This is a genomic window from Arthrobacter sp. 05N425 (assembly GCF_056397125.1).
The window spans coordinates 14,619-34,278 of sequence record NZ_JBFTMU010000017.1; the positions used below are offsets into that span (position 1 = coordinate 14,619).

At 68.7% G+C, this 19,660-nt stretch carries 23 protein-coding genes; 6 read left to right on the forward strand and 17 right to left on the reverse strand.

The features are described from left to right. Window positions 1-4 precede the first annotated feature (4 nt). Window positions 5-1,138, reverse strand: a complete 1,134-nt coding sequence (locus AC1DGE_RS15715; RefSeq protein ID WP_476893035.1) for an acyl-CoA dehydrogenase family protein — start codon at window positions 1,136-1,138, stop codon at window positions 5-7. Between the two features lie 289 nt (window positions 1,139-1,427). Between AC1DGE_RS15715 and AC1DGE_RS15720 the strand changes: the two genes are divergently transcribed. From AC1DGE_RS15720 to AC1DGE_RS15735, 4 genes are all read left to right on the forward strand, one after another. After that, window positions 1,428-3,161: an AMP-binding protein gene (locus AC1DGE_RS15720; protein WP_441417960.1), complete on the forward strand. Its 1,734-nt coding sequence runs from the start codon at window positions 1,428-1,430 to the stop codon at window positions 3,159-3,161. A 2-nt stretch (window positions 3,162-3,163) separates the two neighbouring features. Next, window positions 3,164-3,670 (forward strand): MarR family winged helix-turn-helix transcriptional regulator, encoded by a 507-nt coding sequence (locus AC1DGE_RS15725; RefSeq protein ID WP_441417961.1) that lies wholly within the window; start codon window positions 3,164-3,166, stop codon window positions 3,668-3,670. A 57-nt stretch (window positions 3,671-3,727) separates the two neighbouring features. After that, the gene (locus AC1DGE_RS15730) at window positions 3,728-4,156 is read left to right on the forward strand and encodes a DUF1761 domain-containing protein (RefSeq protein ID WP_441417962.1); all 429 of its coding nucleotides are present in this window, start codon (window positions 3,728-3,730) and stop codon (window positions 4,154-4,156) included. 117 nt (window positions 4,157-4,273) lie between these two features. Further along, complete coding sequence (locus AC1DGE_RS15735) at window positions 4,274-4,906, forward strand: class I SAM-dependent methyltransferase (RefSeq protein ID WP_441417963.1); 633 nt, start codon at window positions 4,274-4,276, stop codon at window positions 4,904-4,906. A gap of 10 nt (window positions 4,907-4,916) precedes the next feature. On the opposite strand, the gene AC1DGE_RS15740 is transcribed toward AC1DGE_RS15735, so the two are convergent. The 5 genes from AC1DGE_RS15740 to AC1DGE_RS15760 are packed head-to-tail and all read right to left on the reverse strand — an operon-like array spanning window position 4,917 to window position 9,870. After that, window positions 4,917-5,471, reverse strand: a complete 555-nt coding sequence (locus tag AC1DGE_RS15740) for a hypothetical protein (RefSeq protein ID WP_476892906.1) — start codon at window positions 5,469-5,471, stop codon at window positions 4,917-4,919. Window positions 5,472-5,518: 47 nt separating this feature from the next. Next, window positions 5,519-6,295, reverse strand: coding sequence for an enoyl-CoA hydratase (locus tag AC1DGE_RS15745; RefSeq protein ID WP_476892907.1), 777 nt, complete (start codon window positions 6,293-6,295; stop codon window positions 5,519-5,521). Next, window positions 6,292-7,272, reverse strand: coding sequence for a 3-hydroxyisobutyrate dehydrogenase (gene mmsB, locus AC1DGE_RS15750; RefSeq protein WP_476917773.1), 981 nt, complete (start codon window positions 7,270-7,272; stop codon window positions 6,292-6,294). Before mmsB ends, AC1DGE_RS15745 begins: the two co-directional genes overlap by 4 nt. Beyond that, the gene (locus AC1DGE_RS15755) at window positions 7,265-8,371 is read right to left on the reverse strand and encodes an enoyl-CoA hydratase/isomerase family protein (protein ID WP_476908952.1); all 1,107 of its coding nucleotides are present in this window, start codon (window positions 8,369-8,371) and stop codon (window positions 7,265-7,267) included. Before AC1DGE_RS15755 ends, mmsB begins: the two co-directional genes overlap by 8 nt. Continuing rightward, window positions 8,371-9,870: a CoA-acylating methylmalonate-semialdehyde dehydrogenase gene (locus AC1DGE_RS15760; RefSeq protein WP_476892910.1), complete on the reverse strand. Its 1,500-nt coding sequence runs from the start codon at window positions 9,868-9,870 to the stop codon at window positions 8,371-8,373. Before AC1DGE_RS15760 ends, AC1DGE_RS15755 begins: the two co-directional genes overlap by 1 nt. 157 nt (window positions 9,871-10,027) lie before the next feature. Here AC1DGE_RS15760 and AC1DGE_RS15765 point away from each other — a divergent pair, with 157 nt between their 5' ends. Both AC1DGE_RS15765 and AC1DGE_RS15770 read left to right on the forward strand, forming a co-directional pair. Next, window positions 10,028-10,834 carry an exodeoxyribonuclease III gene (locus AC1DGE_RS15765; RefSeq protein WP_441417969.1) on the forward strand — a complete coding sequence of 269 codons (807 nt, stop codon included), beginning with the start codon at window positions 10,028-10,030 and terminating at the stop codon, window positions 10,832-10,834. A 31-nt stretch (window positions 10,835-10,865) separates the two neighbouring features. Further along, a complete protein-coding gene (locus AC1DGE_RS15770) occupies window positions 10,866-11,777 on the forward strand; it encodes a DUF8083 family protein (RefSeq protein WP_476917774.1) in 912 nt (303 codons plus the stop codon). Between the two features lie 49 nt (window positions 11,778-11,826). Here AC1DGE_RS15770 and AC1DGE_RS15775 read toward each other — a convergent pair whose 3' ends face one another. The 11 genes from AC1DGE_RS15775 to AC1DGE_RS15825 all read right to left on the reverse strand — a co-directional run bounded on the left by AC1DGE_RS15775 (window position 11,827) and on the right by AC1DGE_RS15825 (window position 19,632). After that, on the reverse strand, window positions 11,827-12,924 hold the full coding sequence (locus AC1DGE_RS15775) for a LacI family DNA-binding transcriptional regulator (protein ID WP_476892911.1): 1,098 nt from the start codon (window positions 12,922-12,924) through the stop codon (window positions 11,827-11,829). A 96-nt stretch (window positions 12,925-13,020) separates the two neighbouring features. Continuing rightward, the gene (locus tag AC1DGE_RS15780) at window positions 13,021-13,275 is read right to left on the reverse strand and encodes a hypothetical protein (protein ID WP_441417972.1); all 255 of its coding nucleotides are present in this window, start codon (window positions 13,273-13,275) and stop codon (window positions 13,021-13,023) included. A 24-nt stretch (window positions 13,276-13,299) separates the two neighbouring features. Beyond that, window positions 13,300-14,190 (reverse strand): carbohydrate ABC transporter permease, encoded by an 891-nt coding sequence (locus tag AC1DGE_RS15785; RefSeq protein WP_441417973.1) that lies wholly within the window; start codon window positions 14,188-14,190, stop codon window positions 13,300-13,302. Next, window positions 14,187-15,224 carry a carbohydrate ABC transporter permease gene (locus AC1DGE_RS15790; protein WP_441417974.1) on the reverse strand — a complete coding sequence of 346 codons (1,038 nt, stop codon included), beginning with the start codon at window positions 15,222-15,224 and terminating at the stop codon, window positions 14,187-14,189. Before AC1DGE_RS15790 ends, AC1DGE_RS15785 begins: the two co-directional genes overlap by 4 nt. A gap of 6 nt (window positions 15,225-15,230) precedes the next feature. After that, window positions 15,231-16,520 (reverse strand): ABC transporter substrate-binding protein, encoded by a 1,290-nt coding sequence (locus tag AC1DGE_RS15795; protein ID WP_441417975.1) that lies wholly within the window; start codon window positions 16,518-16,520, stop codon window positions 15,231-15,233. 251 nt (window positions 16,521-16,771) lie between these two features. Further along, on the reverse strand, window positions 16,772-17,383 hold the full coding sequence (locus AC1DGE_RS15800) for a hypothetical protein (protein WP_441417976.1): 612 nt from the start codon (window positions 17,381-17,383) through the stop codon (window positions 16,772-16,774). Further along, window positions 17,380-18,066, reverse strand: coding sequence for a hypothetical protein (locus tag AC1DGE_RS15805; RefSeq protein WP_476892912.1), 687 nt, complete (start codon window positions 18,064-18,066; stop codon window positions 17,380-17,382). The genes AC1DGE_RS15800 and AC1DGE_RS15805 overlap by 4 nt, the downstream gene beginning before the upstream one ends. Next, the gene (locus AC1DGE_RS15810; protein ID WP_441417978.1) at window positions 18,063-18,431 is read right to left on the reverse strand and encodes a hypothetical protein; all 369 of its coding nucleotides are present in this window, start codon (window positions 18,429-18,431) and stop codon (window positions 18,063-18,065) included. The genes AC1DGE_RS15805 and AC1DGE_RS15810 overlap by 4 nt, the downstream gene beginning before the upstream one ends. Beyond that, window positions 18,428-18,619, reverse strand: coding sequence for a hypothetical protein (locus AC1DGE_RS15815; protein WP_441417979.1), 192 nt, complete (start codon window positions 18,617-18,619; stop codon window positions 18,428-18,430). Before AC1DGE_RS15815 ends, AC1DGE_RS15810 begins: the two co-directional genes overlap by 4 nt. After that, window positions 18,616-19,074: an Asp23/Gls24 family envelope stress response protein gene (locus AC1DGE_RS15820; RefSeq protein WP_441417980.1), complete on the reverse strand. Its 459-nt coding sequence runs from the start codon at window positions 19,072-19,074 to the stop codon at window positions 18,616-18,618. The genes AC1DGE_RS15815 and AC1DGE_RS15820 overlap by 4 nt, the downstream gene beginning before the upstream one ends. 111 nt (window positions 19,075-19,185) lie before the next feature. Further along, window positions 19,186-19,632 carry a hypothetical protein gene (locus AC1DGE_RS15825; protein ID WP_476917775.1) on the reverse strand — a complete coding sequence of 149 codons (447 nt, stop codon included), beginning with the start codon at window positions 19,630-19,632 and terminating at the stop codon, window positions 19,186-19,188. Window positions 19,633-19,660 lie beyond the last annotated feature (28 nt).

Sequence of the window (19,660 nt, forward strand, 5' to 3'; positions counted from 1 at the left end):
GACTCTAGACGAAAGCGGACTTCCCGGTAACGGCCCGCGCCACGATCAGGGAGTTGATCTCGTAGCTCCCCTCATAGGTGTAGAGGATCTCGGCGTCGCCGAAGAGCTTGCCCATCTCGAAGTCGGTGCTGATCCCGTTGCCGCCCAAGAGCGAGCGTCCCATCGCGACGGAGGCCCGCGCCAGCCGGGTGGTGGTGGACTTCGCCATAGCGGCCTGCACCATGTCCAGCTTGCCCTCCTGCTGGATCCGCGCCAGCTGCGCCATCAACGCCAGCGAGACGCTGGCGTTGCCGAGGATCTCGGCCAGCTGCTGCTGCACGAGTTGGAAGCGCGCCAGCTCCTTGCCGAACTGCTTGCGTTCCAGCGAGTAGGCCCGGGCGACGTCGAACGCGGCCAACTGGATGCCGGCAGCCTGCCAGCCCACCCAGGCGCGCGAGTCCCGCAGCAGCTCGTTGGCCCGCGAGAAGTCCGTGGCACCGGGCAGCAGATTGGCTTCCGGGATGCGGACCTCGTCCAGGACGATGTCCGCGTTCTGCATGATCCGCAGGCCGATCTTGTTCGCGATTTTGGTGGCGGTGTAGCCGGGCCGGTCCGTCTCGACGATGAAGCCCTTGATCTGCTGGTCCGCGACGTCGCGGGCCCAGACCAGGGCGAAGTCGGCGATGGTGCCGGCGCCGATCCAGCGTTTGGCTCCGGTGATCACCCATTCGCCGTTCTCCAGCCGCGCCGTGGTGGACAGTCCGCCGGCGATGTCCGAGCCGTGGTCCGGCTCGGTCAGGGCGAACGCGCCGAGCTGGGTGAAGGCGGTGAGCCCCGGGAGCCAGCGGGCCTTCTGCTCCTCCGAGCCGAGCTCGTCGATCATGCCGACGATCAGCTCGTTGTGGATCCCCACCAGCGCCGAGAGCGAGACGTCGGCGCGCGCCACCTCGACATACATCAGCCCCTTGAAGAGCTTGGAGCTGCCGTCCGTCTGCAGGCCGCCGAGGCCGTGCTTGCCCAGCTCGGCGAGCAGGCCGAAGGGGAACTCCTCGCGGTTCCAGTAGTCGATCGATGCGGCGCGGATCCGGGCCTGCAGGAAATCCCGGATCCCCTGGTAGCGCTCCCGCTCGTCCGCGGGCAGGAGGTCCACGATGTACATCAGGTCTGCGTCCGGGAACGGCGGAGTTGCCGGGGCCTGGGCCGAACTTTCCGCGGCGCCGCGGCTTGCCGTTGCCTGGCCTGCCATTGCCTGGACGGCGGTCTGTCCGCCGGCACTTCCTTGTGACTGCACGGGCACATATCCCTTCGTAATGTGCCGCGCATCGGCAGCAACATCGGCTCTTCCAAACCCTTGGATGTCCTAGTATATTGCACAGTGATGTGGATCACTAGGCCAGCGGCGGCCGCCACCGGACCGCCTGGCTGCGACCGGCTGCGAAAGGTGCACCATGACCGTCACTGAGGAATTCCGCGCCGCGAGGGACAGGCTGCTGGCCCTGCGCGGGGACTACGCCGCCGCCCGGCAGGAATTCAAATGGCCGCGCTTCCAGGAGTTCAATTTCGCCCTGGACTGGTTCGACCAGATCGCCGCCGATCCGGCCAAGGCGGACAAGCCCGCCCTGGTGATCGTGGAGCAGGACGGCACGGCCACGCGGCGCAGCTTCGCTGACCTTTCGGCGCGCTCCGCGCAGGTGGCCAACTGGCTCCGGGCCCAGGGCGTGCGCCGCGGGGACCGGATGATCATCATGCTCGGCAACCAGGTGGAGCTGTGGGAGCTGATGCTGGCCGGCATCAAGCTCGGGATCGTGATGATCCCCACCACCACGCTGATGGGTCCGGCCGACCTGCAGGACCGGGTGGAACGCGGCGGGGCCAGCTGGGCCGCCGTCGGAAGCGCCAACATCGACAAGTTCACCGGCGTCCCGGGTGACTACCGCCTGATCGAAATTGGCGCCGCCGGCAACGCCGAAACCAACACAGCGGCACTTCAGTACAGCGAGGCCGCGGGCGCGGCGGAAGACTTCAGCCCGGACGCGCCGACCCTGGCCGACGAGACCCTGCTGCTCTACTTCACCTCCGGCACCACCTCGAAGGCCAAGCTCGTGGAGCACACCCACACTTCCTACCCGGTGGGCCACCTGTCCACCATGTTCTGGATCGGGATGGAGCCGGGCGATGTGCACCTGAACGTCGCCTCACCAGGCTGGGCCAAGCACGCCTGGTCCAACGTGTTCACGCCCTGGATCGCCGAGGCCTGCGTGTTCATCTACAACTACGAGCGTTTCGACGCGAAGGCGCTGATGGAGCAGATGGACCGCGAGCGGGTGACGAGCTTCTGCGCCCCGCCCACGGTCTGGCGGATGTTGATCCAGGCCGACCTGACCCTGCTCAAGAACCCGCCCACGAAGGTGGTTTCCGCCGGCGAGCCGCTCAACGCCGAAGTGATCGACCAGGTCCACCGCGCCTGGGGCCAGACGATCCGGGACGGCTTCGGACAGACCGAGTCCACCGTGCAGATCGCCAACACCCCGGGCCAGCCGATCAAGATCGGCGCGATGGGCCGGCCGCTGCCCGGCTACGACGTCGTCCTCGTGGACCCGGCCACCGGGGAGGAGTCCGACGACGGCGAGCTGTGCCTGCGCCTGGACCCGCGGCCCGTCGGGCTGATGAAGGCCTACTACGGGGACCCGGAAAAGACGGCCGAGGCCTTCCGCGACGGCTATTACCACACCGGTGACATGGCCAGCCGGGACGAACGCGGCATCATCACCTACGTGGGCCGGGGCGACGACGTCTTCAAGTCCTCCGACTACCGGCTCTCCCCGTTTGAGCTGGAGAGCGTGCTGATCGAGCACCCGGCGGTGGCGGAGGCCGCCGTCGTCCCCTCCCCCGACGCGCTCAAACTGTCCGTGCCCAAGGCCTTCGTGGTCCTGGCGGCCGGCCACGAACCCGGGCCCGAGCTGGCCGAGGACATCCTCCGCTACTGCCGCGAGCACCTGGCGCCGTTCAAACGGATCCGCCGGCTGGAGTTCGCCGAACTGCCCAAGACCATTTCCGGCAAGATCCGGCGGGTGGAGCTGCGGCACAGCGAGGAACTGCGGCATGGGGCCGGCGGCGTGCCGGAGGGCCTCGGCACAGAGTACTCGGAGGCGGACTTCCCCGGGCTGAAAGGGCAGGGCTAGGCATGGGCACCCCGCTGCCGCGTGATCCGATCGCCGACGCCCAGCGGAACTGGGAACGGCACGGCTGGGCCGACGTCGCCGCCCCGATGGCTGCCATCACGGCCGTCATGCGGACCCAGCAGATCCTGCTGGCACGGATCGAAAGCGCGCTCAAGCCTTTCGGGCTGACGTTCGCGCGCTACGAACTGCTGGCCCTGCTCAGCTTTGCCCGCAGCGGGGCGCTCCCTATGAACAAGGCGAGCGCCCTGCTCCAGGTCCACCCTACGTCCGTGACCAACGCCGTCGACCGGCTGCAGGAAGCCGGGCTGGTGCTCCGCTCCCCGCACCCCACCGACGGACGGACCACGCTGATCGAGCTCACCTCGGAGGGGCGCACCCTGGCCAAGCGGGCGACGGCGGTGCTGAACTCGGAGGTCTTCGGCCAATCCGGCTTCGAGGAGCAGGATGTGGAGCAGCTGATCCGGATCCTCGGTAACTTCCGGCGCAATGCCGGGGACTTCAGCGGCTAAGCCGTACACTTCGTTTGCGGGCCGTCGGCCGGACGGCCAGGAGGTGAGGAGAGCCCCATGATTCCGGAGATCAACATCTGGGCGGTACTGCTGGCCACGCTGTCCAGCATGGTGGTCGGGTCCGTCTGGTACACGCCCAAAGTGTTCGGCAACTACTGGATGCGCATCGCCAAGGTCAGCCCCAGCGGGGACGCCAGGGACGCCGTCAAGCCCATCCTGATCACCTTGGTGGTCAGCTTTGTCAGCGCCTGGGTGCTGGCTGGCTCCGCCGCCATCTCGCAGCATTTCTACGGCGGAAACTTCCTCGCCAACACCCTGGTTACCGCCCTGATCCTGTGGGCCGGGTTCACGGCCGCCCGCTTCATCACGCACGACGCGTTCGAGGGCCGCCCCGTTGGCCTGACCGTGCTGAACTGCGCCCATGAGCTCGTAACCCTGATGGTGATGGCTCTGATCATCGGTTTGTTCGGGATCAGCGCCGCGTAGCCTTTCAGCAGCGGCAGGCGCTGCCATTCCGCGCCGCCCCGGGGACGGGCGGGCGTGCCTAGACTGGATAGGCGGCAGGCGCCCTGCCGCACGGCACGGGCACCGGAGGAGAGCTGCATGGAATTCGACGAATCGTTCTGGGACGAACGGTACCGCCAGCACGGCCAGCACGGCTCAGTGTGGAGCGGGCAACCGAACCCCCAGTTGGTCGCCGAGGTGGCGGACCTGGCGGCCGGTTCCGCCCTCGACGTCGGCGCCGGAGAAGGCGCCGACGCCGCCTGGCTTGCCCGGCGCGGCTGGCGGGTGACGGCGGTGGACATCTCGTCCGTGGCCCTGGCCCGGGCGGCCGCCGCCCTCGAAGACGACCCGGAGACCGCCGCCCGCATCACGTGGCAGCACCAGGACCTCACGGCCTCGCCGCCGCCGGCCGGGACCTTCGACCTGGTCTCCGCCCAGTACCTGCACCTGCCCGCCCCGCAGCGCGACAGCGTCTACAGCCGGCTCGCCGCGTCGGTGGCACCGGGCGGGACGCTGCTGATCGTCGGCCACCACCCCTCGGACCTGGAGACCAGCGTGCGCCGGCCCTCCGCCCCGGGGTTGCTCTTCACCGCCGAGCAGCTCGCGGCGGAGCTCGATCCGCACGAGTGGGAGATCGTCACCTGCACGTCCCGGCCGCGGGCCACCGCAGATTCCGACGGCGCACCGGTGACGGTCCGGGATTCGGTGCTCCGCGCCAAGCGCAAGGCCTAGCGCGGCCGCGTCACCCCCGGGTGCCCAGCCTTTCCCGCAGCCCGGCCGCGAGTCCGGCGATGGTCAGGAGATCGAACAGGCCCCCGCCGAGTTCCACGAGTCGTCGGCGTCTAACGCCGGCGAGCCGGAGCCGCAGGTGCACCCGCGTCCCGGTTGCCGCGCCCGACGACGGTCGCAGCACTATCGCCCAGCTGATGGTGAGCGCACCGCGCTGCGAGCGGTGCACCAGCGCCTTTGGCGGGTCCACCTCGACGATTTCGAAGCTGGCATTGGGGCCGCCCCAATCAGCAATGACGTCCCCGGCGCTGAGGTCCTGGAGTGCGGGATCAATGGTCCGCAGGGCGCGGCGCCGGGCCGGAATGAGGGCTTCCGCCCAGCCAGGCAGGTACCAACCCGAACGTTCCTTGCCCAGCTGGACGATCCACGGCCAGACGGCGTCGGGCGGGGCCGGCAGCCCGAAGCCCCGGTCCATCACCACATCCGGGACCGGGACCAGCCCGTCGCCGGGAAGCACGGCCCGGACCTCCTCCGGCGTCGCCCCTACCCCCAGAAAGCCTGCGTGCATGGCCGCCTCGCTGTCGGAATTGGATCGCTGCGGCAAGCAGGCGCCGCTTAGCGGTGGGTGAAGTCGGGTTGCCGCTTTTCGCTGAAGGCCGCCATGCCTTCCTTCTGGTCCTCGGTGGCGAAGAGCGAGTGGAACACCCGGCGTTCGAACAGCACGCCCTGGGCCAGCCCGGTTTCGAAGGCCGCGTTGACCGCTTCCTTGGCCACCATGGCCACCGGTTTGGACTTGGAGGCAATCACCTCGGCGGCCTTGACGGCTTCCTCCACGACGTCGGCGGCCGGAACCACGCGGGACACGAGCCCCGCGCGCTCGGCTTCCGCGGCGTCCATGAAGCGGCCGGTGAGGATCATGTCCATCGCCTTGGCCTTGCCCACCGCGCGGGTGAGCCGCTGCGAGCCGCCCATTCCGGGGAGCACGCCGAGGTTGATTTCGGGCTGGCCGAACTTGGCGTTGTCCCCCGCAATGATGAAGTCGCACATCATCGCCAGTTCACAGCCGCCGCCCAGGGCGAAGCCGGAAACCGCCGCCACCACGGGAATGCGGAGCCGGGTGAAGTCCTCCCAGCCGCGGAACCAGTCGGCCGCGTACATTTCCATGTAGCCCTTGGACTGCATCTCCTTGATGTCCGCGCCGGCAGCGAAGGCCTTGGCCGAGCCAGTCACCACGACGGCGCCGACCCCGGGGTCGGTGTCCATCGCGGACACGGCGGCCACGAGTTCGTCCATGGTGGCCTTGTTCAGGGCGTTCAGCGCCTCTGGCCGGTTGAGCGTCACGAGCCCCACGCGGCCGCGGCGCTCCACCAGAATGTTTGCGTAGTCGGTCATGCCTGTCCCCTCGGCTGATGTTCGGATTTGTCCCGGATGTCGGTGATGATGCCGGAGAAGTCCCGGCCGGCACCGCCTTCCGCGGCAAAGGTATCGTAAATTTCGGAGGCCAGCGGGCCCAGCCGGGCGGCGACGCCGGTGCTTTCGAGCGCGTTGAGCGCGAGCTTCAGGTCCTTGGCCATCAGCGCCCCGGCGAACCCCGGCTGGTAGTCGCGGTTGGCGGGACTGGTGGGGACCGGGCCGGGCACGGGGCAGTTGGTGGTCAGCGCCCAGCACTGCCCCGACGCGGCGGAGGCGACGTCGAAGAGCGCCTGGTGTGTCAGCCCGAGCTTCTCGCCGAGCACGAAGGCCTCGCTGACGGCAATCATTGAGACGCCCAGGATCATGTTGTTGCAGATCTTGGCCGCCTGCCCGGCGCCGTGCCCGCCGCAGTGGACCACGCGTTTACCCATCACCTCAAGCATCGGTTTGACGGCCTTAAAGTCCTCCTCCAGCGCGCCAACCATAAACGTCAGCGTTCCGGCTTCGGCTCCGACCACGCCGCCGGAAACCGGGGCGTCGACGGCCCGGTGGCCGGCCGCCACCGCCAGGGCCGAGGCCTCGCGGGCCTCGTCCACATTGATGGTCGAGCAGTCCAGGAACATAGTCCCCGGCGCCGCGGCGGCCAGCAGGCCCGGCTGGCTGTGCTGTCCCGGCTCGCCGGGGGTGCCGCGGTAGGCGTCCAGCAGGTGTTTGCCGCTGGGCAGCATGGTCAGCACGACGGCGGCGCCCGCGACGGCTTCGGCGGCCGTGTCCGCGGTCGCGATCCCGTGGGCCCGCGCGGCTTCCAGCGCCGCCGGCACCACGTCGTAGCCGGTCACCGTGTAGCCGGCCTTGACCAGGTTGACGGCCATCGGGCCGCCCATGTGGCCCAGGCCGAGGAAGGCGATGGCGCCAAGGGCGGGCGCAGCGGTTTCCGGCGCAGCGGTCTCAGACATTGTTCTTCTCCATGTTCGTCTCTGAACTCTTCGCCTGCGGCGACAGCTGCAGTTCACGCTCCCCCAGCGGCGCGAAGTAGGCCTCGACGTCGTCGCCGCTGACCTCGGCCAGGCTGGCCGGCTGCCAGTGCGGCGTCCGGTCCTTGTCCACGACCTGGGCGCGGATGCCCTCGCGGAAGTCGGGCCCGGCGAGGAACCGCAGGCCCACCCGGTACTCCTGTTCCAGGGCTTCGGCCAGGCTCAGGCCGTGGGCGCGGCGCAGCGAGGCGAGCGCCACCTTCACGGCGGTGGGGGACTTGCCCGCGATGGTCTCGGCGACGTCGGCGGCCTCGCCGCCCACGGTGCGGAGCCGGTCCAGGATCTCTTCGGCGTCGTCGGACGAGTAGCAGGCGTCAATCCATTCCTGCTGCGCGGCGAGGACCGACGGGGGTGCTTCCCCGGCGAAGCGTGCGACGGCGGCGTCCACGGGTTCGGTTTCCAGCGCCGCGGCCAGTTCAGCGAGCTCTGCAGAGGGCACGAAGGTGTCCGCGAGGCCTAGGAACAACGCGTCGGCGCCGCTCAGATGCGCCCCGGTGAGGGCCGCGTGGGTGCCGGTCTCGCCGGGCGAGCGGGACAGCAGGAGCGTCCCGCCGACGTCGGGCACGAAGCCGATGGTGGTTTCCGGCATGCCCATCCGGGTGCGTTCGGTGACGATCCGGACCGAGCCGTGCGCGGAGATTCCCACGCCGCCGCCCAGGACCAGTCCGTCCATGAACGCCACGTAGGGCTTGGGGTAGTCCGAGATCAGCAGGTTCAGCCGGTACTCGACGGCCCAGAAATCCGCCGTCGCGTCGCCGCCGTCGAGCATGTCCCGGTAGATCGCCACGATGTCCCCGCCCGCGCACAGCCCCCGTTCGCCGGCGCCGCGGACCAACACGGCGGCGACGGCGTCGTCGTCGGCCCAGAGGGTGAGCTGGTCCAGCATCGCCGCCGCCATGCCGGCGGTCAGCGCGTTGACGGCCTTGGGCCGGTTCAGCGTGATGACGCCGAGCCGGCCGCGGCGCTCAAAGAGGACCTCGGCGGATTCTCCTGCGGTCTCTTCGGAGGGCCGGGCCGCCATCAGCTGCCTTCCGGCATCACGAAGCTGGCGCCCTGGCGGATGCCGGAGGGCCAGCGGGTGGTGACCGTCTTGGTCTTGGTGTAGAAGCGGAAGGCGTCGGCGCCGTGCTGGTTGAGATCGCCGAACCCGGAGGCCTTCCAGCCGCCGAAGGTGTAGTAGGCGATCGGCACCGGGATCGGGACGTTGATGCCCACCATGCCCACCTGCACGCGGCTGGCGAAGTCGCGGGCGGCGTCACCGTCGCGGGTGAAGATCGCAACACCGTTGCCGAATTCGTGCTCGCTGCAGAGTCGCAGGGCCTCGTCGTAGTCCTCGGCGCGGAGCACGCTGAGCACCGGGCCGAAAATCTCCTCCTGGTAGATCTTCATGTCCTTGGTGACGTTGTCAAAGAGGGTCGGGCCTACCCAGAACCCGCCGTCGTAGCCCTCCACCTTGAGGCCGCGGCCGTCCGTAAGCAGGCTGGCGCCTTCCTCGACGCCGGAGGCGATGTAGCCCTCGATCCGTTCCTTGGCGGAAGCGGCCACGACCGGCCCGAAGTCCGAGTCCTTGGCGAGGCTGTGGCCCACCTTGAGGTCCGCGATCCGTTCCTGCAACTTTGCGACGAGTGCGTCGCCGGTGGCCTTGCCCACCGGGACGGCCACCGAGATCGCCATGCAGCGTTCGCCGGCGGAGCCGAATCCGGCGCCGATCAGGGCGTCCGCGGCCATGTCCAGGTCCGCGTCCGGCATGATCACCATGTGGTTCTTGGCGCCGCCGAAGCACTGGGCGCGTTTGCCGTGCGCGGCGGCGGTGGCGTAGATGTACTGCGCGATCGGGGTGGAACCGACGAAGCCGATGGCCTGAACGCGGGGGTCCTCCAGCAGCGCGTCCACGGCCTCCTTGTCGCCGTTGACCACGTTGAACACGCCGTCCGGCAGCCCGGCCTCGGTGAACAACTCGGCCAGCCGCAGCGGCACGGAGGGGTCCCGCTCGGAGGGCTTGAGGATGAAGGAGTTGCCGGCGGCCAGGGCCGGACCGGACTTCCAGAGCGGGATCATGGCCGGGAAGTTGAACGGCGTGATGCCGGCGACGACGCCGAGCGGCTGCCGCATCGAGTGGACGTCGACGCCGGTCCCGGCACTGTCGGAGAACTCGCCCTTGAGCAGGTGCGGGGCACCGGCGGCAAACTCGACCACTTCGATGCCGCGCTGGATGTCGCCCTTGGCATCCAGGAAGGTTTTGCCGTGCTCGGAGGACAGCAGGGTGGCGAGCTCGTCCATGTTCTGGTTGACCAGGTCCACGAACTTCAGCAGGACCCGGCCGCGGCGCTGCGGGTTCATCGCAGCCCATTCCAGCTGGCCCTTCTCCGCATTGGCGACCACGTTGCGGACTTCTTCGGCGCTGGCCAGGGGAAGCCTCGCCTGGACCTCGCCGGTGCAGGGATCGTAGACGTCGCTGAAGCGCCCCGAGGTGCCCTCCACGTGTTGTCCTCCGACGTAATGGGAAAGCTCACGAACCATGATGGAATGCTCCTTTGCATGTGACCTAGATCATCTCTGCACCCGAATATACTCGGACTTCCTACTAATCTCCAGAGTGCCCGGCCGCAGCGGCCTGCCCTGTCCGGCGCGTACTTGCCGCACCGCCGCCCGGCCAAGGAACGGTAAGTTAGGAACTGTGAAGATTGCTACCTGGAATGTGAACTCGCTCCGTGCCCGTGCCGACCGCGTTGAGGCCTGGCTGCAGCGCACCGACTGTGACGTCCTGGCCATCCAGGAAACCAAGTGCAAGGACGACAACTTTCCCTGGGAACTGTTCGAGCGGATGGGCTACGAGGTCGCGCACTTCGGCCTGAGCCAGTGGAACGGGGTGGCCATCGCCTCTCGGGTGGGGCTCGACGACGTCGAGCGCACCTTCATGAACCAGCCCGTCTTTGGCAAGGGCGGTAAGGACGAAGTGCAGGAAGCCCGCGCGATCGGTGCGACCTGCGGCGGGATCCGGGTCTGGAGCCTCTATGTCCCTAACGGCCGGGCGCTCGATGATGAGCACATGCCGTACAAGCTCAGCTGGCTGGACACGCTCCGCGCCCACGCCGAGGGCTGGGTCCGGGCCGACCCGGAGGCGCAGATCGCGCTGATGGGTGACTGGAACATCGCCCCGCGGGACGAGGACGTGTGGGACATCGACTACTTCCGCGCCGAGGGCCTGACGCATGTGAGCGAACCGGAACGCGCGGCCTTCCACGCCTTCGAAGACGCCGGGTTCACCGACGTCGTCCGCCCGCACGCGCCCGGGCCGGGCGTGTACACGTACTGGGACTACACCCAGCTGCGGTTCCCGAAGAAGGAGGGGATGCGGATCGACTTCGTCCTCGCCTCCCCCGCTCTGGCTGCCCGGGTATCGGGGGCCTCGATCGACCGCGAGGAGCGCAAAGGCAAGGGCGCCTCGGACCACGCCCCGGTCATCGTGGAGCTGGCCGACTGATGGACGCCCGCCAGGGAAGCGCAGGCCCGCGATGACGGGCAACCTCTACCGTGGCCAGGCCGGATTGCCGTTCTCCTCCACGCTCCGGGTCTACGAGCCGCTGGAGGCCTTCCCGGCCGAGCAACAGGCGGCCCTGCGGACCGCCGGTGCCCGCGCGGAGTCCCGCGCCGCGGTGGAGAACGCCGAGCTGCTGGCCTCCCTGGGCCGCATCACCCGCCCCGGCGGGGATCCCTTCCCCACCGGACAGACCGACCTGGTGCGTGTGCTGGCCGTCAGCGGTTCCGCCGCCGCCCGCAACGACGCTGCCGGCAAGGGGGAGGAAATCGGCGACGGCGAAGTCCTGCCGGCCAGGCTGCTGTACTGCCCAAGCCAGCTGGTGCTCCGCGCCGGTCTGGCCGCCAACGCGTTGATGGAGGGGATCMACGGCCCGCTGGCGCAGCTGCTGATCCCCGAGGAGCAGCGGGACCGGCACCAGGAACGCATCGACCAGGTGAAGGCGCGCGAGGGGCTTGGCCGGGTGCACACCCGCGCGTCGACCTGGGGCATTCCGTTCAGCTGGTTCTGCCTCTTCCAGGAAGCCGATCCCACGGACGTGGTGGAGTCCGACGGCCGGATCGTCACCGTGCGCATCCGGGCAACGATCGCCGCCGCACTGGAACGGGTCCGGCATGCCGTCGCGCATCTTGCCCTCGCTGCCCCGGACCTGGACATGCTGGAGGACCTGACCCAGCTCACCGAGTGGCTCGAACTCTTCCACCCCGAGTCGGTCGTGGAGCTTGATTACGGCGCGGTGGCGGACAAGGTCTACCCGGACGAGTCCCCGATGGACGTGCGGCTGGGGATCGAGTGCCTTGCCGAGGGTGACATGACCGGAGCGGCGGCCGCCTACCGGCGTCTTGCCTCCCGCTGGATTCCGATCCGGCAGCTGGCCCGCGCCTCCTGAGCCCGTACCGCCGGCGCCGAAGCCCGGTCCCGGCGCCGAACCCCGCGGCCTAAGCCCGCCGGGATCCCTGGCCGGAAGCCGGGGCGAGCGGCACCGCGAGCAACGGGGCCGCCGTCGTGTCCCGCACGATCAGCCGGTGCGGAGCCACCGTGGAACGCACGGCCCCGGCAATCCCGTCGAGCTCATCGAGCAGCATCTTGGTACCGAGCTCGGCCTGCTCGTCGGGGCGCTGGCCGACGGTGGTGAGGCCGACGGCGGCGGAGAATTCGTGGTCATCGATCCCCACCACGGACAGGTCCTCCGGTATCCGGACGCCCGCCCGGCGGGCTTCGAACAGGACCCCCATGGCCATCTCGTCCGAGGCGCAGAAGATCGCGGTGGGCTTCGGTCCGGGCCGGTCCCAGAGCCGCTTGAACGCGTCCTGGCCGCTGCGGACGGTAAAGTCGCCCCACTCGTCCCATTCGGGCCGGACGTCCAGCCCGGACTGGGCCATCACATCCTGGAACGCCTTGATGCGTACCCGCGGAACGTCGAAGTTCAGGTCTGTTTCGTCGTCGCCGTGCAGCAGCGCGATGTCCTTGTGGCCCAGGCCGATGAGGTGGCGCACCGCGGTGGAGGCCGCCTCGTAGTCGTCGATCCCGATGTAGGCGCAGCCCTCGACGTGGCCGCCCACCACGACGAGCGGGATGTCGATTTTTTGCAGGTGCTCGAGTTCCTCGCGGCTCAGGGCCATGCAGAGGACCAGGAGCGCATCGATCTGCTTGTAGACCATGGTCTTGCTGAACAGCCGCTCGCGGTGGCTCCCGTGACCGCCCAGGTTGAAGAGCGAGAGGTTGTACTGGCGGCCGTGCAGCTCCCGGTCCGCGCCTTCAATGGCCTTGGAAAAGAACCAGCGGCTCACGAACGGGGCCAGCACCCCGATGGTCCGGGTGCGGCCGGTGGCCAGGCCCGACGCCGAGGAGGAGGCCACGTAGCCCAGGGCCTCGGCGATTTCGAGGATCTTTTCCCGGGTCGCGGGAGAGACTCTGGGCAGYCCCCGGACGGCCCGGGAGACGGTGGCGGTGGAGACGCCCGCGGCGGCCGCCACATCCTCGATGCTGACGCCGGAGTGGCCGCCGCGTTGCGCCCTGTCTGTTGTCCGTGCCACCGTATCCCCTTGTCGGCTACCCGCAGAAGCGCGGCTAGCGTGCCGCCCCCACGGCGCCGGTCCTTCCTAGTTTCCGATCCGCCCCAGCGTGCGCCCTCAGCGCCGCCGGGTGGCCGTCCGGCCGGGCAAACGCCGCCGGAGCCGGATCATTCCGTACAGGGCCAGCAGCGTCGCCAGCAGCCCGAGCGCCCAGCCGACGGCCGGCTGGGCGGTCACCTCCATCCAGACGGTGACCGCCAGCAGGACCAGCGCCCAGAAGCCCAGGAACCCGATGATGATGTCGAAGTCCTCGCCCGAACGCACCCTGCGGTGCGTGGGGTGGATTTCACCCTGGTTCTGTCCGCGTGCCATCAGTAGTCCGCCATCAGGAAACCGTCACTTGACGGCGCCGGCCGTCAGCCCGGCCACGATCTTGCGCTGGAACACCAGCACCAGGACCACGAGCGGGATGGTCACGATGGTGCCAGCCGCCATGATCGCCGTGTAGGGGATCTGGTTGGGCTGTGCGCCGGCGAAGCTCGCGATGGCGACGGTGACCGGCTGGGTCGCGTCGGACGAAAGCTGGCTGGCGATCAGGAATTCATTCCACGAGGAGATGAACGCCAGGATGGCCGTGGTGAAGATGGCGGGAGCCGCGAGCGGCATGATCACCTTCCGGAAGGCCTGGCCCTGCGTGCAGCCGTCCACCCGCGCCGATTCCTCGAGCTCCCACGGCATTTCGCGGAAGAACGACGTCATCGTGTAGACGGTCAGCGGCAGCACGAACGAGATGTTCGGGATGATCAGGGCCTGGTAGGTACCCATCCAGCCGATGTTGGTGAACAGCTGGAACAGCGGGGTGATGAGGGCGACGCCCGGGAACATCGAGGCCCCCAGGATGAAGCCCAGCACAAGGAACTTGAACCGGAAGTTCAACCGGGCCAGGGCGTAGGCCGCGAAGACGCCGATCAGCAGCGAGACCACGGTCACCACGACGCCGATGAACACACTGTTCAGCAGCGCCTGGCCGAAGTGGTTCCCGAAGGACGTATCGAACGCGGTGTTGAAGTTGTCCAGCGTGACGTGCGTCGGCAGGATCGAGGTGTCGTAGGTGAACCCGACGTCGCGGAAGGCGGTCACCACCATCCAGTAGGCCGGGGCGAGGCACCAGATGAGGATCACCAGGGCACTGATGTAGGTCCGGCCCTGGGCCCACTTTTCCCGGTTCTGGGCGACCTTGCGCCCCCGGTCCTGCTGCGCGCGCAGCTCGGTCGCGGCGGTGGTCATTTCTTCCCCTTACTAGCGCCGGTCTGCTGCTCCACCACGTTCGCGCCAAGGAAGCGCACGAAGATGAAGGCGACAAGGAAAATGATGATGAACGTAATGGTGGACAGTGCCGCCGCCACGTTGAAGCCCTGCCTGATCTGGTTGATCACCAGGATGGACAGCGTGGTGGTGTTGTTGGCCCCGCCGGTCAGGATGTACGGCAGGTCGAACATGCGCAGCGCGTCGAGGGTGCGGAAGAGGATGGCCACCATGAGCGCCGGCTTCACCAGCGGCAGGGTGATCATCCGGAACCGCTGCCAGGCCGAAGCGCCGTCAACCTTGGCTGCCTCGTACACCTCGGCAGGAATCATCTGCAGGCCGGCCAGGATCAGCAGCGCCATGAACGGCGTCGTTTTCCAGACGTCGGCGATGATGACCGCCCACTTGGCCGGCCACTCGCTGCCGGTCCACAGGATGGTCGTGTTGAAGAGCTTGTTGGCGATGCCCTCAAACGCGAAGATGAACAGCCACAGCTTGGCAGTGACGGCGGTGGGGATGGCCCACGGCACCAGCACTGCGGCGCGGACCAGGCTGCGTCCCTTGAAGGTGCGGGCCATGATCATGGCCATCCAGAAGCCGAGCACGGTCTCCAGGGCCACGGTCACAACGGTAAAGAAGAACGTCGTGGCGGTCGCGGACCAGAACTGGGAACCCAGGGTCCCCGGCGGGCAGGCGACTGTGCCGCCGTCCGGCGACGTGCACTGCTGGGCGATCCAGTTGACATAGTTCGAGAAGCCGGCTGGGCCGCCCTCGGTGAAGAGGCCGGTGGCCGGATCCAGGCCGGCGTCGGCCTGGAAGGACATCACGATGGCGCTGATAATCGGGTAAACGATAACGACAGCCAGCGCGATGATGGTGGGGGCAAGCAGCCAGGACGCCCACCTGCCCTGGCTGGCGATCACGTTGTCCTCCCCCACCCCCTTGGGTGCGTGGTGGAGCTCGGTCCCGCCCGACGCCGGCTTCTTAACCGGCGTCGGGCCCAATTCAGTTGCCATTTTGGACTACTTTGACTGGGTTTCGATGGACTTCTGCATGTCCGACAGCGCTGCGTCCACTGCCTTCTCGCCCTTGATGGCCGGGTATGCGTTGTCCTGGATGGCCTTGGTAACGGCCGGGTAGAACGGGGTCACCGGACGCGGGACGGCGTTCTCAATCGAGGTCTTCAGCACCGGCAGGTACGGCAGCTTCGCAACCAGTTCCTTGTCGTCGTAGAGCTTGGTCAGCACCGGAGCCAGCGAACCCTGCGTGGCGAAGAACTTCTGCGTTTCTTCCGTGGTGAGGAACTTCAGGAAGTCCAGCGCGGTGGCCTTGTTCTTGGAGTAGACGCTCATGCCGGCGCTGTGGCCGCCGAGCGAGGAGGCGCCGGGGCCGTCCTTGCCCGGGAGTGCGGTCATGCCCAGCACGTTCTTGACCTTGGAAGATCCTTCGGTGGTGGCCAGGTTGTAGACGTACGGCCAGTTGCGCAGGAACAGGAGCTTGCCGTCCTGGAAGGCCTGGCGGGATTCCTCTTCCTTGTACGTGATGGCTTCCTTCGGAATGTTGCCGTCAGCGTAGGCCTTGGCGAGGTTGCTGAGGCCGGTCTTGGCTTCCTCCGTGTTCAGGCTCGGCTTGCCGTCCTTGTCCAGCACGGAACCGCCGAAGGAGTTGATCGCCTCGGAGGCGTTCACCGTGAGGCCCTCGTACTTCGAGAACTGGCCGGCGTAGCAACCCATGTTCTTGGCCTTGGCGATCGAGCACATGCCCATCATTTCGTCCCAGGTCTTGGGCGGCGTGGGAACCAGGTCCTTGCGGTAGTACAGGATGCCGCCGTCGGAAGACTCCGGCGCGGCGTACAGGGTGCCCTTGTAGGACGCGGCGTCGAGGGTTGGCTTCAGCATTCCGGCGGTGTCGAGTGCCATCTTGTCCTTGAGCGGCTGCAGCCAGCCCTTCGCCGCGAATTCGGCGGTCCAGACGACGTCAACGCTGACCACGTCGTAGTTGGCGTTCTTGGCCTGGAAGTTCTGGACGAGGTCATCGTGCTGCTGGTCGGCCTGGTCGGTCTGCTCCTTGAACGTCACCTTCTCGTTCGGGTGCGCGGCGTTCCACTTTTCGATCAGCGGCCGGACCACGTTGCTGTTGTCCTTGCCCTGCACGTAGGTGATGGGGCCGCGCCCGTCCAGGTTGGCTGCCGCGTCGCCGCCGCCGCCACCGCCCGTGGTGCCACCGCCGCCTCCCCCGCCAGCACAGGCCGAGAGGGAGAGGGCCAAGACACCGGCCGCGGCTACGGGAAGTAGGTAATTACGGGATTTCATACAGGTGCTCCTCGCTGAGTACCGGCTGGACCGGTGGTGCAGTTGGTGTGGTGACCATCACACTAGCGACCCGGCGGTGAGGAATGCAAGCGTTTACATTAAACCTTTACGCAATGGAGACCGCCTGCGGCGGCGGTCATTCCGCGCGTTGCCGCGGCGGTGCGGGGTTGCCATCGGGCTGGGGCCTGCGTTTCCGGTGGGGCAAATGTGTCCAAGACCTCACCGTCAGCCGGCCGAAGCCCGGCGTCGGCTCAGCGGACGCGTTCGGCGCGGCCGAACCTGGACCGAGCGCCGGAGCCGATGTGAATCAGCACGGGTGTGCGCTTCCCGATCACGGCATCCAGTGCCTCCACCAGGGCCGAGACCTCCGCAGCCAGGATGTGCGGGGCGACGCCCTGGCGCGGTTGTACCCGGATCCGCAGGGCCGGCTCGCCGGCAAACTCGTAGGTGGCCACCGTGGCGCCGGCCAGGTCAGGCCGGTCGGCCAGTGCCGCCCGGAGGGCCTGTTCCGCCACACCGCCGCCGATCCGGACATTGCCGGGCACTTCGCCGGCGTCGTCCTCGGCGACGAGCAGGTTCGCGCGGCCTTTGCCCTGTTGCGCCAGCCAGGCCACCATGACCCCGATGACGAGCAGCAGCAGGACCACTATGACGATCCACAGCCAGCTCTCGGTCCCCCCTGGGAAGCGGGTGCGGTCGAAGAGTCCGCGGGCGCCGGCCCATACCCCCGCCGACCAGTACTGCCACCAGCGGCCGACGGCGGGGACGGTGGCCAGCAGGATCAGCAGGGCCCCGATGACCAGGAGCTTGGCGCCGAGGATGCCGATCAGGATCCGGTTGAGGATCCGCGGGGTACCGTTCACGCGCCGATCACCCCCGAGGAGGCCAGGTTGACCCGGACCTCCGGCAGGGGCGAGAGCGCCATGTCTCGGAGCTCCGCCTCCACGGCGGACTGGACGTCCGTTGCGCGGAGCGGCACACCGGAGGTGGGCCGGACGTTGACCAGCACCTGCCGCCGGGACACCACCACCATCACCTGCTCCTGCGTCACGTTGGCGGCGAGCCGGGCGCGCCGCGCCAGCGCCGAGGCGATCACCTCGTCATCGACCACGACGGCGGCCCGTGCGTCGGCGAGCACGTGCCGGGCCCGCCGTCCGGGCAACACCGCGTTGAGGAAGAAAAAGAGCCCGGCCGCGAACAGCACCGCGCCGACGACGCCGAGCAGGAGCGGCGGGACTCCGGCCGGGAGGGCGATGACTTTCTCGGCGGCGGTCTGCGGATCGATCAGCCACGGCGGCTGCCCAACGGCCCGCACCGCCGTTTCCAGCAGGGCGTAGACGCACAGCCCGATCACCAGGACTGCCGCGATGACGGCGGCTGACGCCCGGGACGAGCTGGTCTCGCGGGCTAGGACCCGCTCGGTTACGGCGTCGCCTGGGTCTGCCCCGGGACTCGCGGCGGGACCGGATCCGGCTGGGTGGGTGCCCGTGCCAGCGGCCTCCGGGGACCCGGCGCCGCCGTAGGGGCGTTCGGCGGCCTGGCTCACCGGACCCGCCCTCCGTCACTGACGCTGGCCCCGCTGATGCGGATGTCCACCCGGCTCAGCTGCGCGCCGCTGAGCTCCGTGACGCGGCGCAGAATCTCCGCCTTCGCGGCCACCGCACGGTCCCAGATGGGGCCGCCGAAGGATGCCACGCGGGCCGGGTCCCGGAGCACCGCGGTGAGCGACGGGACGGCGATAGGCGTGACGAGGGACAGGGCCAGCAGGCCGTCGTCGTCGGCCCAGTCGGCCCGGACGTCCTGCGGCGGCACACCGAGCGCCTCCGCAGTTGCGGCCCGCGCCACGCTCGTGAGGGCCTGGGTGCTGATCCGGTTGTGTCCGGCCAGCAGCCGTCCGGCGGTGGAACTCATGAGGAGGATCGCCGGCCCGTGAGGGCATCGACGACGCTGCGCAGGTCCAGTTTCCCTTCCGCCGCACGGCCCAGCAGGGCTCCGACGGCCATGAAGAGCAGGGAGCCGAGGAAGCCCCAGGCCCCGAACGTGAAGGACATGAAAGCCAGGAAAGCGCCGGCCGCAATGCCGACTACGGTCAGGTTCACTGCAGGGCCTCCCTCGTGGGTCGTGCCTCGCCGGAGGCCGCGGGCTTGGGCGGACCGGGGACGAAGACGTCATGGATCTCGATATTGACTTCAATGACCTGGAGGCCGACGAGTTCCTCCACGGCGGCATAGACAGCCGCCCGGATTTGGTCCGCCAATGCATGCAGCGGGGTGCCGTAGAGCGCCACGAGGTCAATGTCCACGGCCACCTGGGTCTCGCCGACCTCGGCGCGCACCCCGGCAGCGTGGTCCGAACTGCCGACCGCGTCGCGGATGGCGCCCAGGGCGCGGGAAGGCCCGGTGCCCAGGGAATACACGCCGGGAACGGCGCGGGCGGCGATGCCGGCAACCTTGGCGACAGCGGCTTCGGAAATCACGGTGCGGCCGGTCGCGGCACGGGCCGCCGCCGGCAGACCCACCCCGGGATCCGCGGACTGAGGATTCTGGTACTCCATCTGGCACTCCCCCTTCTCTTTGACACCACCCTAGCCCTTAGGGCCGACGGTGGGGCCACATCGCCTGGATTTCCGGGCCGCTTCGGACCCGGGAGCCATGTGCCCGAGGAGCTACTTGCAGTTGGCGGCAATCCAACCGGTCACGGGAGCCATGGCGTCCTGGAACTTGCCGCTGGAATAGACGGTCTGGTCGCTCAGGCCCGCGACGGCGACCTCGTTGAGTTTGGCGAAGTCGGCCTTGAGGCTGTCCGGTACGCGTTCGGCCGTGCGGCTGAGTTCGGCCTTGAGCTGCTCAAGTTCGGCGGTTTTGCCCTGTGCCGCCGAGAGCGGGAACAGCGAGGCGCCCGTGGCCTGCTCCGAAATCGTCTTGCAGGCCTCGGCCGCCGTCGGGAAGTCGCCATAGGGGCCGGAGGACTTGGTGGGGCTGGGCGTCGCGGAGGCGGACGGTGCGGGGGMCGACGACGACGGCGGGGCCGCGGCTTCCGGCGCAGAGCAGGCGGTTAGCGCCAGGGCGGCGAGGAGGGCGGTCACGGTCAGCGGGCGTGCAGTTTTCGTCAAAATCACTCTTCTGGTCGGGCGTGCGCCG

Coding starts and splice junctions, on each gene's coding strand:
- AC1DGE_RS15745 (WP_476892907.1), bottom strand. CDS start 6,295: ATGACCGACTACGCAAACATTCTGGTGGAGCGCCGCGGCCGCGTGGGG.
- AC1DGE_RS15785 (WP_441417973.1), bottom strand. CDS start 14,190: ATGACCACCGCCGCGACCGAGCTGCGCGCGCAGCAGGACCGGGGGCGC.
- AC1DGE_RS15730 (WP_441417962.1), top strand. CDS start 3,728: ATGATTCCGGAGATCAACATCTGGGCGGTACTGCTGGCCACGCTGTCC.
- AC1DGE_RS15820 (WP_441417980.1), bottom strand. CDS start 19,074: ATGGAGTACCAGAATCCTCAGTCCGCGGATCCCGGGGTGGGTCTGCCG.
- AC1DGE_RS15740 (WP_476892906.1), bottom strand. CDS start 5,471: ATGCACGCAGGCTTTCTGGGGGTAGGGGCGACGCCGGAGGAGGTCCGG.
- AC1DGE_RS15725 (WP_441417961.1), top strand. CDS start 3,164: ATGGGCACCCCGCTGCCGCGTGATCCGATCGCCGACGCCCAGCGGAAC.
- AC1DGE_RS15760 (WP_476892910.1), bottom strand. CDS start 9,870: ATGGTTCGTGAGCTTTCCCATTACGTCGGAGGACAACACGTGGAGGGC.
- mmsB (WP_476917773.1), bottom strand. CDS start 7,272: ATGTCTGAGACCGCTGCGCCGGAAACCGCTGCGCCCGCCCTTGGCGCC.
- AC1DGE_RS15715 (WP_476893035.1), bottom strand. CDS start 1,138: ATGTACATCGTGGACCTCCTGCCCGCGGACGAGCGGGAGCGCTACCAG.
- AC1DGE_RS15755 (WP_476908952.1), bottom strand. CDS start 8,371: ATGGCGGCCCGGCCCTCCGAAGAGACCGCAGGAGAATCCGCCGAGGTC.
- AC1DGE_RS15735 (WP_441417963.1), top strand. CDS start 4,274: ATGGAATTCGACGAATCGTTCTGGGACGAACGGTACCGCCAGCACGGC.
- AC1DGE_RS15810 (WP_441417978.1), bottom strand. CDS start 18,431: ATGAGTTCCACCGCCGGACGGCTGCTGGCCGGACACAACCGGATCAGC.
- AC1DGE_RS15790 (WP_441417974.1), bottom strand. CDS start 15,224: ATGGCAACTGAATTGGGCCCGACGCCGGTTAAGAAGCCGGCGTCGGGC.
- AC1DGE_RS15780 (WP_441417972.1), bottom strand. CDS start 13,275: ATGGCACGCGGACAGAACCAGGGTGAAATCCACCCCACGCACCGCAGG.
- AC1DGE_RS15720 (WP_441417960.1), top strand. CDS start 1,428: ATGACCGTCACTGAGGAATTCCGCGCCGCGAGGGACAGGCTGCTGGCC.
- AC1DGE_RS15795 (WP_441417975.1), bottom strand. CDS start 16,520: ATGAAATCCCGTAATTACCTACTTCCCGTAGCCGCGGCCGGTGTCTTG.